This window comes from Metabacillus sp. GQ13, assembly GCF_059758525.1.
The window spans coordinates 1-14,279 of sequence record NZ_JCAXET010000030.1 but is presented as its reverse complement, the minus strand read 5'-3'; the positions used below and the strand labels follow the sequence as shown (position 1 = coordinate 14,279).

The following is a 14,279-nucleotide window of genomic DNA, read 5'->3' as shown; positions in this document are numbered from 1 at the left end:
TTTTCCTCCAAAATACCGAAACTTTTTATATAGTCGATTCGTCTAATTAGTTGTAACGTAGTTATAGTTTGTTGTTTTTATTTTATAAAATGCTCAACGATATAATCATAATTGTTTCCATTTCTATTATAACGTAAAAAAACAGAGGGATAAAAACCCTCTGTCAGTCTCTATTCAAGAATTTTTATTTTTACCTTTTTCGAGCCCCATCGATAAGCAGTTGATTTAGAAGGAAAGAACACATCTATTTTATGTCCTTTAATAGCTGAACCAGTGTCAGCAGCAACTGCATATCCATAGCCCTCGACATGAACCTTAGTACCTAACGGGATCACGCTTGGATCGACCGCAATCACCCTAACATTAGGATTAGCCCTTAAATTAACTCCTGTTGCAGTAGTCCCTGAACACCCGTTGCAATGTGCAGTGTAAGCTGTTGAATGAACAATTAGTTCCTTCCCAACTGCACCGGTGCTCCGTGAGACAGTCGCAGTACTGACAGGCTGTGCTACCTTCGTACCTAACGCAACAATTCGATCCATACTCTTAGCAATGGTTTCAGTTTTTAATAACTTCCTAGAAACCTCTTTACCGTTTTCTTTGACTACTTCAAAATGCTTTTCTTGCTTACCTTCTTTTCCAGAGTCAATAACCTTTTGTTTTCCCTTTTCAATGTTATGATCTTCTTTCTTTACAACATTAAAGGCAATAGGCTCTTCCACTACATCGGTGACTTTTTCTACTCTTGTAACCGTTACTACATTGCCATCATCAATCTGGTCAGTTAGTGCTGGTTGAACTTTGTCTAATTCATTTAATTTAACGTTCTGTTCTTTTAAAAAGTCAGCGACAGTAGTCGAAGTAGTCCAAACTTGTTGTTTTTCCCCACCAACAGTTAGAGCAAGTTTGAATGCTTTATCAATTGATAACGATAAATCCTTTTCAATCTTTGTATCTAATGCTGGTTCAATCTTATCATGCTCTGTAACGTCTAGGTTTTCCTGTTGTATTAGCTCTTTCACTGTATCCGCTGTTGTCCAGATTGTCCTTCGCTCATCACCTATTGCAACATTTACTGGTTTAGAAGCTTCATAGATTATCTCCATGTTACTTTCAATCTGCTTATTTCTTGCAGGTGTGATGCTATCCTCTTTTCTTATATCTATGTCTTTATCCTTTAATAATGCACTTACAGTCTCCGCATGGGTACGGACCTTCTCTTCCTCACCATTTACGGTTAATAATACAGTCTCTTTGGTTCCCTCATATGTACCATACGCGGTACCTGACCCTAATACTAGTATACTAGTAGCGGAAAGGACAATCTTATTCTTCATTACATTTTCGGAAAACAGCTTTTTCATGTTTTTGATGAAAATGAAAAACGCCTCCTTCTTCCTCGTGGATTATATAGAGTATCGATGACCTTGTCAACCCTTTCGACGTTGTCTCATTTTTCCAACATATTCACTATTATGCGTAAAAACAAGTCAAAAGTGAAGAAAGAGTTATCGACAAAGATATATATGAGGAAGATAAGACATGTAGAACTTTTAAGATTTTATAACATAAAGGACAAGCTATTCCAACCATCGACATTATTCGCTAGCGACTGATGCCGAATAGTTTCTTTGCATTGTCGGAAGTTTTTCTAGCCAAATCTTCATATTGCATCTCTCTCAGCTCTGCAATTTGTTCGGCAACATACTTCACATAGCTAGGTTCATTTCGTTTCCCTCTAAAAGGGTGTGGGGTTAAATAAGGACAATCCGTCTCGATTAAAAGGCGGTCAATCGGAATTTCCTTCACTACTTCTTTTGGCTTTTTTGCATTTTTAAAGGTAACCGGTCCACCAAATGAAAGATAAAAGTTCATGTCCATACATTGCTTTGCAACCTCATAACTCCCGGTGAAGCAATGCATGATTCCACCAATCTCACTTGCATTTTCCTCTTGTAAGATCGTTACTACATCCTCTGTTGCATCACGATTATGAATAATGATTGGTAGTTTAACCTCTTTTGCCAATCTAATCTGTCTACGGAATACCTCTTTCTGAATATCCTTCGGTGATTTATCCCAGTAATAATCTAGTCCCATCTCACCTATTGCAACAACTTTTGGATGTGAAGCTAACTCTCTAATCCATTCCAAATCTTCATCTGTCATGTCAATGGCATCAACAGGATGCCACCCTACCGCTGCATAGATCATTTCGTATTGATCCGTTAATTCTATTGCTCTTTTAATAGTATCCCGATCAAACCCAACCACTACAATATCTGTAACCTGCTCAGATTTTGCCCTTTCAATAACCTCAGCTAAATCTTCGTCATATTGAATAGCATTTAAATGGGCATGTGTATCGAAAAGCATAATTTTCCAAATCCCTTCTATAGTTATGATATGTTTTTAAAAATCCGTAATCTGTTAATTTTCTCCCACTTATTTTATAACACCATGCGCTTTTCTAAACATTTGTTGCAATTAGATCTTTATCCGACTACTTAAAACAAGATAAGCAATAAGAACGTAACCATAAAAGCACGCAGATAGATCTTATCCAGTAAAAAATCCTAGGATTGAAAAACAATAATTTTCTCTAGAATAGTCTTTATTAATGTGCTGGGAGAAATAACGACTAAATCTTCTTTTACTCCTACTCAATAGACACTTGCTTATTATCTTGTGGAACATGTTAAAATCGACAAATAAAAGAGGTGTTCTACAAAATGTTACACGTGGAACACCCCTTTTTTATTGTTTATGCTAAATTAAATCACAACATTAAAATTTAAATCGTAACACCTAATTCTTGCTACCTTATTTTACTTTTGAACCATTAGGGAGATTTGAGTCAACTGTAGCCACAGACAAATCATCACCGCTAGAACCCGCTAAAATCATTCCTTGAGATAATTCTCCACGAAGCTTAACCGGCTTAAGATTTACTACACAAATGACTTTTTTACCAATTAGGTCTTCTGGTCTATAATGCTTCGCAATTCCTGAAACTACTTGTCTTTTTTCGTATCCAAGATCTAGTTGAATTTTTAATAGTCTGTCAGCCTTTTTCACTGGTTCAACATGGATAACCTCTGCTACTCGTAGATCTACATTCATAAAGTCATCAATCGTGATTTCATTCTTTATTTCAGGTGATTCTTCCTTTTTCTCTTCGACTACAGGAGCAGTCCCCTTCATTTGCTCTTTTATAAATTGAACTTCTTCTTCAACCTCAAGACGTGGGAATATCGGTGCTTGTTTATCTACTTGTGTTTGATTGATTTGCCCGAAGTTTGCAATACTATCCCAAGCTTTTAAATCATCATTTTTAATACCTAATTGAGCAAATATTTTGTTGGGTGTTTCAGTTAAAAATGGTTTTAATAAAACTCCCGTAATTCGTAGAGATTCAGCTAAATGAACCATTACTGACGCCAATTTATCGCGATTTTCTTCATCCTTTGCTAATACCCATGGCTGTGTTTCGTCGATATATTTATTCGTTCTACTGATAAATTGCCAAAGACTTGAAAGTGCAATTGAAAATTCCATCTTATCCATCGCATCTTCATATTTTGTAATCGTATTCTGTAAAAACGAAACGAGTTTCTCATCAAATTCTGTTTGTGCACCACTATACTGAGGTACTTGTCCATTAAAGTATTTATCAATCATCGCTACGGTTCGATTTAACAAATTCCCTAAATCGTTTGCTAAGTCATAATTTACGCGGTCTATAAATCCTTCTGGAGTAAAGACACCATCTGATCCAAATGGCACTTCCCTTAATAAATAGTAACGTAGGGCGTCTAATCCATACTTATCAATTAAAGTAACTGGATCTACAACATTTCCTTTCGATTTGGACATTTTCCCATCTTTCATTAGTAACCATCCATGGGCAAATACCTTCTTAGGAAGAGGTAAATCTAAAGCCATCAACATGATTGGCCAATATATTGTATGGAAACGAACAATCTCTTTTCCTACTATATGAACATCAGCAGGCCAATACTTTTTATATTTTTCATCCTGTTCCGTTCCATAACCAAGGGCAGTAATATAATTAGATAATGCGTCAATCCAAACATAAATCACATGTTTAGGATCTCCCGGTACCTTTACACCCCAATCAAATGTTGTTCGAGAAACCGCCAAGTCTTCTAGACCAGGTTTAATAAAATTGTTTATCATTTCATTCTTTCTAGATTCTGGTTGGATAAATTCAGGATTTCCTTCATAATAAGCCAATAGTCTGTCGACATATTTACCCATTTTAAAGAAATAAGATTCTTCTTTGACTAATTCAACAGGGTGGCCACTATCAGGACTTTTTCCTCCAATAACCTTTCCGTTCTCCGTTATTGGGTCGACAAGTTGAAGTTCTGTATAATACGTTTCATCAGGAACAGAATACCATCCTTCATATTCATCAAGATAAATATCCCCTTGCTCAACTAACTGTGAAAATATCTTTTCTACAACAACTTTATGTCGATCTTGTGTTGTTCGAATAAAGTCATCATAAGAAATATCCATCTTCCCCCACAACTGTTCAATCCCTGAAACAATATTATCCACATATTGTTGAGGAGTTATCTCACTCTCCTCTGCTTTCCGTTGAATCTTTTGGCCATGTTCATCTGTACCAGTTAGATACATTACATCATATCCTCGCATACGTTTGTATCGAGCCATTGCATCTCCTGCCACTGTAGTGTAAGCATGTCCAATATGTAACTTTCCACTTGGATAATAAATAGGAGTTGTAATATAAAATGTCTTTTGATTGTTTTTGCCTTCCATTATGTAACCTCCTCAAACTTAAGAAAAGCGCAAGCGCCTTGTTCAGCCCCGACAAGAATAAGACTCAGATGAAATGAATGTGTCCTTTCCTTCAATTCATCGGTAGCTTATGACCTAGGAAAAAGCGATTTTCCTTTTTCCCTCAAGCGGCTATGCGTTGGAGCTAGACACCAGAACTATGTGAATAGCACATATAAATTCTGATCATGTAAAAAAAAAGCGCGAGTACCTGATTTTACCTCCCTTATATAGTAGGAAAAATAAAATAGTCTTATATCAGCTGACGATCTGTTTTGAAGCCAAGAAAATAACAAAATGTATAAATCTAAAAATCGCTCGCGCCCCAAAGGACGAGAGCGATATGGAAAAGCTATATTCTTAATGGGAGTTAAGCATGTACATTACTAACCTATCCATTTTTGATATTTTCATACTCTTAATGATACCATCTTAGACTCTAATATCAAGAATATATCCTTAAAGATTTTAGATTTCTAAATTCGACAAAAACATTTGGAGTTTGTCGAATTTTCAATTCTATTCTTGTGTAAATAACTGTACTTTTAATATACTTTACTTCATATTTAGGTTTACTTTACATATTTTAATGGTGATTTTAGACAAAAACCATTACTCTAAAGGGACTTTAAACGATCCACCTATTTTTTTACATGGAAAATAGATAAAATGATTGACGATTATTGGAAACATTGATATGCTTAAAAAGCAAATCAGTTTTTGTCGAAAATTGACGAAGTATAAATGAAAAAACATAGAGAATGTCAAAATTGAGAGGGGATATTATTATGAAATCTACAGGAATTGTACGTAAGGTTGATGAATTAGGACGTGTAGTAATTCCAATAGAATTACGCCGTACACTTGGAATTGCTGAAAAAGACGCTTTAGAAATTTATGTTGATGAGGAAAAAATCATCCTAAAAAAATATAAGCCAAATATGACTTGTCAAGTGACAGGTGAAGTATCTGATGATAACCTTTCATTAGCTAATGGGAAATTAGTTCTTAGCCGTGAAGGTGCAGAAGCAATTTTATCTGAAATACAAAATCAACTTGTTCAAAAATAATTTGCATAATAAAATAAAGAGATCAGATATACTCAAGTGTATCTGATCTCTTTATATCTTTATTTATAATGTTGTTTTATCTTAGATAGTATCTTTATATGTCATTACCCTTTTCTTAAGAGTTTAAATAAGTCTAGAAAAACTGAAGTTGTTCAGCTTTTTAATCAACATGATATGCTTGGTAAACATCTCTTTTCTGAAGGCCTCTTTCTCCCGCTACTCGTTTGATTGCATCCTTTGAAGATAAGTTTAATTTCATATAATGTTCAACATGATCTTCTATGCTAATACCCGACCACCATGTATCTTCTTTTGCCTGTTCATCTTCACTTGAGCCTTCAACAATGATACAAAATTCACCACGAATTTCATTTTCTTCTGACCACTTAATGACTTCATCTATATCACCGCGAATAAATTCTTCAAATTTCTTTGTTAATTCTCTTGATAAACAGATTATCCGGTTTCCAAGATACTCCTTCATGAGCATTAAGGTTTCCTTCAAGCGATGTGGTGATTCATATAAAATAAACGTTTCTCTTCTACTTCGTAAGGATTCAAGTTGCTGTTTTTTTTCCTTCTTCTGGCGATCTAAAAATCCAAAAAAGTAAAATGGCTGTGGCGTAATACCAGATGCGATAAGAGCTGTTAATGCAGCATTAGCCCCCGGTAATGGAATAACACTTCCTCCGATAGCTAAAACTTGTTTAACTAATTCACTACCTGGATCAGATATTGTCGGCATACCCGCATCACTAATTAATGCAACATTCTTCTTTTCTTTTAAATAATCGATTACTTTATTCCCACTATATTCCTTATTGTGCTCATGATAACTAAAAATATGAGTATCTATTTCAAAGTGATTACATAGTTTTTTTGACTGCCGAGTATCCTCAGCAGCTATGATATCTACCTCTTTGAGGATTTTGACTGCTCTAAAGGTCATATCCTCTAAATTTCCGATTGGAGTCGGCACTAAATACAAATCCCCAAGATCCTTTTCACCATTATGGAAGCTTTTTTGTTGTTTTAACATATGCCCTTACCTTTCTATATCCTATGTACGTACTATTTATTCCGTTTCCACTATACCGCTTTTTCACCCAACGGATCGACAGTACATGATTGCTCTTTCCAGATAGCATTATTCTACCTATTTAATTTCTTCTTTATCACCATATAATATCATCCTGATTTCTTTTGTATATTCATTATCCTTATTGTAAACAACTAGTGGTGATAACAATTTCAAATCTGAACGGCCACCCTTAATCCCCTCAATCAACAGGGTGTTTGCATCTTTCCCCACTTTTGGATAAATAAACTGAATCCGTTTAGGTTCAACCCCATATTTCCTCATCGTTTCAACAATATCAACTAGTCTACCTGGTCGATGAACAAGTGCAATTTTTCCACCTTGTTTGACAAGCTGGCTACTTACTTTGATCACATCATCTAATGTACAAAGGATTTCATGTCTTGCAATCGCAAAATGCTCATTTAAATTCTGATTTAGCTTCTCTTGTGTGGCGAAGTATGGAGGGTTACATGTGACAACTTCAAATTTACCATAACCTAATACTTCTGGCATATCCTTAAGATCACCATGAACCATTTCTATCTGATTTTCTAACTCATTAAATGATATACTCCTTGCTGCCATATCATAGAGTCTCTCTTGAATTTCAACACCAACAATCTTTCCTTTTGTTCTAGTACTTAAAAGCAATGGAATAATTCCATTGCCTGAACATAGATCAATGATGTTACCTTTTTGAATCGGCATATAAGCAAATTTAGAAAGTAAGACTGCATCCAATGAAAAAGAAAAAACTGTTGGACTCTGAATGATTCTCAGATCTTCAGCTAATAAATAATCAAGCCTTTCATCATCTAATAAATTAACCATGGAACACAACACTTCTCCTCACTACTAAAAATAATAAAACACACTATTTCACCTTAACTCAATTTCCCTGTTTTCTCTTTATGTATAAGTATTCCCGCAAATGCTTAGAGTAATTTGTTTAAAAAAATTCACAGTAAAAAACTGACACATTGTAAGGTTCGTCCCCCCATGGCTTCTTTAGAGGGGCAAACCTTCATGAGTCAGCCACATTTACTTCTTATTTAGGAATGATAAGCAAAACAAGCAATCTCCCTCTTTACGGATACTTCCATAATGTAAATTACATATATGAAATCCTTCTTGATATAGTCTAGCTAGGTTATCATAACCTTCACCTATATCAATTTGCTGATTTGTTTGCTGTAATTCTTTTGATTTTGATTTCTTTGTTTTCTCAGTGTTTGAGCTTAAAAGTGTTGTATCTAGCCTTCGGCGTAAGTTATCATTTTCAATTTTCAAATGATGATTCTCTTCAATGAGCTCTCCTAGATGTTGTTTCAACTCACCCAATTGAGTGAATAAAGATCCTATTTGTTCTTCCATACTGCTGACAGATTCAAATATCTCTTTTTTATCCACTTGTTCCACCTCATCAATCTGTGGATTGCATTGGAACTACGCCTTCTCTCTGCAATTCATCCCAAGTGTATTCTACCACGCGTTCTTGTTCAGTTAGAGCTACCTTAATAATTTGCTCTAATAAATTTAGTCCCACAACCTTACCTAACCCATTAGGTGTCCCGATCATTTCACCTAAATCTGGTAAAAGCTCTTTAGCAGACTCATACTCATCGTTTTCATACTTTAAACAGCACATCAAACGACCACATAATCCTGAAATTTTTGTTGGATTTAAAGAAAGATTTTGGTCTTTAGCCATTTTGATTGATACTGGCTCAAAGTCCCCTAGAAATGTAGAACAACATAGCATCCGGCCACAAGGACCTATTCCACCTAACATCTTAGCTTCATCACGTACACCAATTTGTCGAAGTTCAATTCGAGTTTTAAAAATAGCTGCCAAGTCTTTTACAAGCTCTCTAAAATCTACCCTACCATCAGCAGTGAAATAAAAAATGACCTTGTTGCGGTCAAATGTATATTCTACATCCACTAGCTTCATATCCAATCTATGCTCATTAACCTTCTTTTGGCATACAAGATAAGCTTCTTCGGCTGCATCTTGGTTTTCTTGAACCAAGATCCGATCCTTATCATCTGCAAGTCGAATGACCTTTTTTAATGGTAATACTACATCATTCTCCTCGACCTTTTTATTATTTAATACAACTTTGCCGTACTCTATCCCACGGATTGTCTCCACAATAACAAAGTCGTCATCCTCTATATTAAGACCATTTGGGTCGAAATAATATATTTTACCCGCTTTCTTAAAACGGACTCCTACCACATCATACAAACTTATCCCTCCTGCAATGTTAAAACCAATTGTTCCATCATTAATTGTGGATTCACATTGGCATGAAGCCTTTTCTTGGCTTCTAATATAGAAGTAATCTTCTCAGTCACACTTCTTTGTGTCATTTGAAGGGCATGCTGTGTTAATTGAGACACTAAGTCAGGGTATATGACTTGTTGTTCATCATTTCCTATTTGTAACGTTAAAACATCTTTATATATATATAACAACAAGTCTAATCCTGTTTCTTGTTTATCCTTATCATTAAAGTGTTTCATCCACTCTGTATGGACATATATCGGTGCCTGTCCCTTTCGAGTACCTATCACTTCATATAATTTTATCACTTTCAATCTAGCTTGCGCAAACCAATCGTCTTTTGCGATCTCAATCGCAGAATTAGGATCATTTGTTAATTGTGAGGCAAGTGTTGCAAAATGGTTAGGTATTCCAGCTTCTAGGAGAGTATTCTGGATCGCCCTAGGTTGTAAAGGTTGAAATGATAATAACTGACAACGTGACAAAATTGTATCCAACATTTTATGATACTGTTCAGACACCAAAATTGCAATCGTACTAGGATGAGGTTCCTCTAAAAACTTTAATAAACTATTTGCTGCATTTACTGTCATTTTATCAGCATGTATGATCATATAAAGCTTTTTATTAGATTCAACACCCGACTTAGAGAATTCCTCCTGCAAGGCTTGAATCTGTCCTTTTTTAATCGACAGTCCATCAGGCTCTACAATATGAACATCAGGATGGTTCCCAGAATCTATTCTTTTACAATTCTTACAGTCATTGCATGGTTCATATTCTAGAGGACTTTCACAAAAGAAGCTCTTGGCTAGAAGGATTCCTATTTCCCTTTTTCCCGTTCCCTTTTTTCCCTCAAATAGATACGCATGTGCTAATCGTTGTCTTTTTATACTATTCGTTAATAACCTCATGACTCGAGGCTGGTAGGACAAGATATCTTTCCAATTCTTATTCATTAACTCATCACTCTCTACGTATATAGGTTAATAAGTAAACCTTTTATTTCACCTATTTTTGCAAGAATATCAATCGTTGAGCTTTCTTTGCTCACAATTTCATCAGCCAATTCAATTAAAGACTGATCAACCTGTTCAATAATCTTTAATGATCGACTATTTCCGTTATAATCCCAACTTCTTGACTGCTTCATATCCATTCCATGTTCAACAGCCTCATGTATAAATTTCTTAACTAGTAATTTATACTTTGACAGATCGCTGAAATTTCTAGACTTTGATAAGCGGCGTCCAACATCCTCAATGTTAACAACCAATTTGTTTAATTGTTCTATTTGAAGCTTATTTCCTTGTTTCGCCACTAGGTCTTGAAAGCCTTTTGTTGAAGTGTGGATGACCTTTTGGTCTGGATTACGGTTATCCAATGTCGATCGTATATCCTGGCTAATTTTCATACAAACCCTCCTATGACGTACTACCGCCATACCTTAATTGAAGGAAATAACCGCGTTCTATTGATTGGGTGACGCTTTTAGCTTCACCCATTTTATAAAATCTAATGTAATATAAACTATATAACATATTACAATAGCAACTAATCATTACACGTACTAAAATTGATGAAATTGATCAACCGGTAGGACAAATACTGTTGCACCACCGACCTCTACTTCAACAGGGTATGGAATAAAAGAATCAGCGTTTCCACCCATTGGTGAGACTGGCGCAACTAGTTGCTCCCTTGCCCTACAATTATCCTTAATGATCTGTAAGGCTTTATCAACGCGTAAATCCTCTGTACCTATCATAAACGTGGTATTCCCCGATTTAAGAAATCCACCTGAACTAGATAACTTTGTTACCCGGAAATTATATTCCATCAAAGCATTTAATAGTTTATTACTATCCTGATCTTGGACAACGACAATAACTAACTTCATAATAAAATGCCTCCCTTGTATTGTAACATGTTAACCTCTCTGAATCATTGCTTGTTTGATGGTAATTTTCATACCAACTACTCTTTATAACTCTATATAATTATTTAAAGCACTTTTTACCTCATTTAATACTTCATCAATTGTTTGATCAGCATTAATTACTATAATTCTTTCTTTAAACCTCTCAATTACAGCTGCATATCCTTCCTGGACCTTGTTATGAAAAGAGATATCTTCCAGATCAAGACGATTTTGTTCTCTTTCAGCGCTATTTGCTATTCTTTGAAGTCCCTTTTCTGGATCGATCTGAAAATAAAATGTTAAATCTGGCATAAGTCCATCTATTGCAAACTTATTTATTGAAAGAACTTCTTCGATTCCTAATCCTCTCGCATACCCTTGATAAGCTAGAGAACTATCTATAAAGCGATCACAAAATACTACTTTTCCACTATTTATTGATGGAATAACTTTTTCAACAAGATGCTGTCGTCTAGCTGCAGCATATAATAATGCCTCAGTTCGTGAATCCATCTCTATATGATCTTTATTTAGAATAACTTCACGGATCTTTTCTGCTATTTTTATGCCACCTGGCTCTCTAGTAAAAACAGCATCAACACCTAACTGTTGTAAATCCTTCATTAATAATTCAAGAACTGATGTTTTTCCAGCACCTTCTGGGCCTTCAAATGTTATAAACTTCCCTTTCAAAATCCTTCACCTTCTATTCCAATATATCGCTATTTCTTCTTGATGTATATTTTCGTCTCCTTGTATATTTACACCTAACTTTATTATTTCCTTTAATTCTTCAATTAAAGATACAGTAATTTTTTCGCCAATCATAATTAATGGTATTCCTGGAGGATATGGAATAATCGATTGTGCTGAAAAACAGCCAATCGCCCCATCAAATGTTACTACCTTTGTATCGAACGACCTCAAGCATGAATAGGATATTTCTAATGGTTGAATGTTACTAGTTTGATTATTTTTAGTGTGGACTAGTCGTTTTTTTCTTATAGATAGTGGGGAAGTAATAAACTCACTTTTCATTTCACTTAGTTTATCAACTGTTTTCTTTGAGAAATCGAGAGGCAGGATAAACAATAAATTATTTGGATCTGCTAATTCCGCATAAATATTTTGTGATTCAAATATATTTTGAAGATCATATCCAGATAGCCCGCTTTTCGATTGTAACGTAACCTTTAATGGATCGATCCTTACGAGTGGATCCTTTGAATCGACTATCTCTAATTCTGGTATTGAACTTAATTGTAATTTAACATCCTCTATAGCGTTGATAATATCATGTTGTTTATTTTCCATTTTCATGACTTCTAGGTATGCTCTAGCTAAGTCTAATGAAGCCATAATTGGATAAGATGGGCTACTGCTTTGCAATACAGACAAGTAATAGTACAACTTATCTTTACTAACTAAATCACTATTAAAATGAAGAAAGGACCCCATCGTCATTGCTGGTAAGGTTTTATGTGCGGATTGAACGATAATATCTGCACCTACATCGATTGCCGAACTAGGAAACTGATCCCCTATTATAAAATGTGCACCATGCGCTTCATCAACCAGAACTGGTATTTGATAGTTGTGTGCTAACTCAATAACCATAGTTAAGTCAACCGATAATCCATAGTAGGTAGGATTAGTTAAGATTAGTGCCTTTGCCTCTGGGTACCGACGTATTGCCTCTCTAATCGTATTCCATTCAACATATGAGGGAACGTGATAGTCTTTATCAATCTTCGGTGTTAAGAATACTGGACTAGCCCCTGCTAATTGGAGTCCATGAATAATTGACTTGTGTGAGTTTCTCTGAACTAAGACTATGTCACCTTCATTACAACAAGCTAATATCATCGCTAAATTCCCAACAGTGGATCCATTAACCAAAAAGTTTGTCGTTTGAACACCATACAGGTTTGCAGTAAGTTGTTGTGCTTGGGCAATTGCTTCTCTTGGTTGATGCAAATCATCTAAACCAGTTAGTTCTGTAACATCAATTGATAAAATATCCCTATAGACCTGTTCCGCTTGTTTTAAAAAGACTGTACCATATTTATGTCCTGGAACATGTAAGGACAAAGGGTTCCTCTTCTTATGTTGCATTAATGCTTCAAAGAGGGGTATTTCCATATTAAATCAGCGTCCTTTATAGTATATAAAGTCATTATAACAATACTTGTCTCGGACTTAAATCATTAAATGGGTAGAACTAGTATATCTAGAACTATTTCTATTTCATATAATCCTTTTTCTTTAACCTCATTTCAATAAAGTCTGGTGAAAAAGAAAAAACGGCACTAAGACTTTTACTTGTAGAATGAAATCTATTTTCAAAGAAAAGGACAATATAATCATACGAAATGCTAAGACAGATTATACGTTAGGAAGTACTTTAACGAAAGCAACAATCTTTGCGAAAGCAGCCTACCATTATTAGAATTAAGAAAAGGACTGACATGAAAGACAGTCCTCATACCTCGTATGAAAATAACAGTTTTTTTTACGAATATAGTGGCGGGTTTTTGACCCTACGTAGTTTTTCTAGATAATATTGATATTTAGGGTCCGATGTTTGTGTATTAGTCATTTCCTTTTCACATTCTATACATATGAAACTCGTATAGAGATGAATTCCTGTTGTCTTATCCTTATCACATATAATACATGTTTCCCCTTTAATTTGTTCTAAACTATTAGAGTTCACATCTCCACCTCCATACCTTTTAGTTTGCCCATTTTTTTATATTGTATACACAATTCTAAATTTTATTTAATGTAAATGTTATTGTATTAAACTCATTTTATGTTTTCAATCCATTCTTGTGTTTGTCTTAAATAGATAAATATCTATTTCTTCCTTTTCGAATCATTCAACTCATTGGTAAGCTTGATTGTTTAGAGTTTAACGCATTTTCACCCATAGGACATAGTGACAAAATCCAATGATTATGTTCTTGGATTAAATGTAACCAATCATCAAAAATATAAGTCTCCACCTTTCTTTCTTCACTCTCTTTACTCTCTTTACTTCCTCGACGTTCTTGCTTCTCCCAACCCTCGGACTAGTATACTAAA

The 14,279-nt window shown here is 34.9% G+C and carries 13 protein-coding genes and 1 pseudogene; 1 reads left to right on the top strand and 13 read right to left on the bottom strand.

Annotated features, from left to right (window positions below):
* Positions 1 to 170: 170 nt before the first annotated feature.
* From AC6CHR_RS24000 to metG, 3 genes and pseudogenes are all read right to left on the bottom strand, one after another.
* Positions 171 to 1,423 (bottom strand): annotated as a pseudogene (locus tag AC6CHR_RS24000) (ubiquitin-like domain-containing protein).
* 182 nt (positions 1,424 to 1,605) lie between these two features.
* Positions 1,606 to 2,376: a TatD family hydrolase gene (locus AC6CHR_RS23995; RefSeq protein ID WP_498251680.1), complete on the bottom strand. Its 771-nt coding sequence runs from the start codon at positions 2,374 to 2,376 to the stop codon at positions 1,606 to 1,608.
* Between the two features lie 447 nt (positions 2,377 to 2,823).
* Positions 2,824 to 4,812 carry a methionine--tRNA ligase gene (gene metG / locus AC6CHR_RS23990; protein ID WP_498251679.1) on the bottom strand — a complete coding sequence of 663 codons (1,989 nt, stop codon included), beginning with the start codon at positions 4,810 to 4,812 and terminating at the stop codon, positions 2,824 to 2,826.
* A gap of 800 nt (positions 4,813 to 5,612) precedes the next feature.
* Between metG and abrB the strand changes: the two genes are divergently transcribed.
* Positions 5,613 to 5,900 (top strand): transition state genes transcriptional regulator AbrB, encoded by a 288-nt coding sequence (gene abrB / locus AC6CHR_RS23985; protein WP_498251702.1) that lies wholly within the window; start codon positions 5,613 to 5,615, stop codon positions 5,898 to 5,900.
* 160 nt (positions 5,901 to 6,060) lie between these two features.
* On the opposite strand, the gene rsmI is transcribed toward abrB, so the two are convergent.
* From rsmI to AC6CHR_RS23935, 10 genes are all read right to left on the bottom strand, one after another.
* A complete protein-coding gene (gene rsmI, locus AC6CHR_RS23980; RefSeq protein ID WP_498251678.1) occupies positions 6,061 to 6,939 on the bottom strand; it encodes a 16S rRNA (cytidine(1402)-2'-O)-methyltransferase in 879 nt (292 codons plus the stop codon).
* A 117-nt stretch (positions 6,940 to 7,056) separates the two neighbouring features.
* Positions 7,057 to 7,812 (bottom strand): tRNA1(Val) (adenine(37)-N6)-methyltransferase, encoded by a 756-nt coding sequence (locus tag AC6CHR_RS23975; RefSeq protein ID WP_498251677.1) that lies wholly within the window; start codon positions 7,810 to 7,812, stop codon positions 7,057 to 7,059.
* 210 nt (positions 7,813 to 8,022) lie between these two features.
* The gene (yabA, locus tag AC6CHR_RS23970; protein WP_498251676.1) at positions 8,023 to 8,391 is read right to left on the bottom strand and encodes a DNA replication initiation control protein YabA; all 369 of its coding nucleotides are present in this window, start codon (positions 8,389 to 8,391) and stop codon (positions 8,023 to 8,025) included.
* Between the two features lie 13 nt (positions 8,392 to 8,404).
* Entirely contained in the window at positions 8,405 to 9,232 is an 828-nt protein-coding gene (locus tag AC6CHR_RS23965) for a PSP1 domain-containing protein (protein ID WP_498251675.1), read from the bottom strand.
* Positions 9,233 to 9,234: 2 nt separating this feature from the next.
* Positions 9,235 to 10,230, bottom strand: a complete 996-nt coding sequence (holB, locus tag AC6CHR_RS23960; RefSeq protein WP_498251673.1) for a DNA polymerase III subunit delta' — start codon at positions 10,228 to 10,230, stop codon at positions 9,235 to 9,237.
* 14 nt (positions 10,231 to 10,244) lie between these two features.
* Entirely contained in the window at positions 10,245 to 10,685 is a 441-nt protein-coding gene (locus AC6CHR_RS23955) for a YaaR family protein (protein ID WP_498251672.1), read from the bottom strand.
* Positions 10,686 to 10,841: 156 nt separating this feature from the next.
* On the bottom strand, positions 10,842 to 11,171 hold the full coding sequence (darA, locus tag AC6CHR_RS23950) for a cyclic di-AMP receptor DarA (RefSeq protein WP_498251671.1): 330 nt from the start codon (positions 11,169 to 11,171) through the stop codon (positions 10,842 to 10,844).
* Positions 11,172 to 11,255: 84 nt separating this feature from the next.
* Positions 11,256 to 11,885: a dTMP kinase gene (tmk, locus tag AC6CHR_RS23945; RefSeq protein ID WP_498251669.1), complete on the bottom strand. Its 630-nt coding sequence runs from the start codon at positions 11,883 to 11,885 to the stop codon at positions 11,256 to 11,258.
* Positions 11,886 to 11,891: 6 nt separating this feature from the next.
* The gene (locus tag AC6CHR_RS23940) at positions 11,892 to 13,334 is read right to left on the bottom strand and encodes an aminotransferase class I/II-fold pyridoxal phosphate-dependent enzyme (RefSeq protein ID WP_498251667.1); all 1,443 of its coding nucleotides are present in this window, start codon (positions 13,332 to 13,334) and stop codon (positions 11,892 to 11,894) included.
* A gap of 370 nt (positions 13,335 to 13,704) precedes the next feature.
* Entirely contained in the window at positions 13,705 to 13,908 is a 204-nt protein-coding gene (locus AC6CHR_RS23935; RefSeq protein ID WP_498251666.1) for a sigma factor G inhibitor Gin, read from the bottom strand.
* Positions 13,909 to 14,279 lie beyond the last annotated feature (371 nt).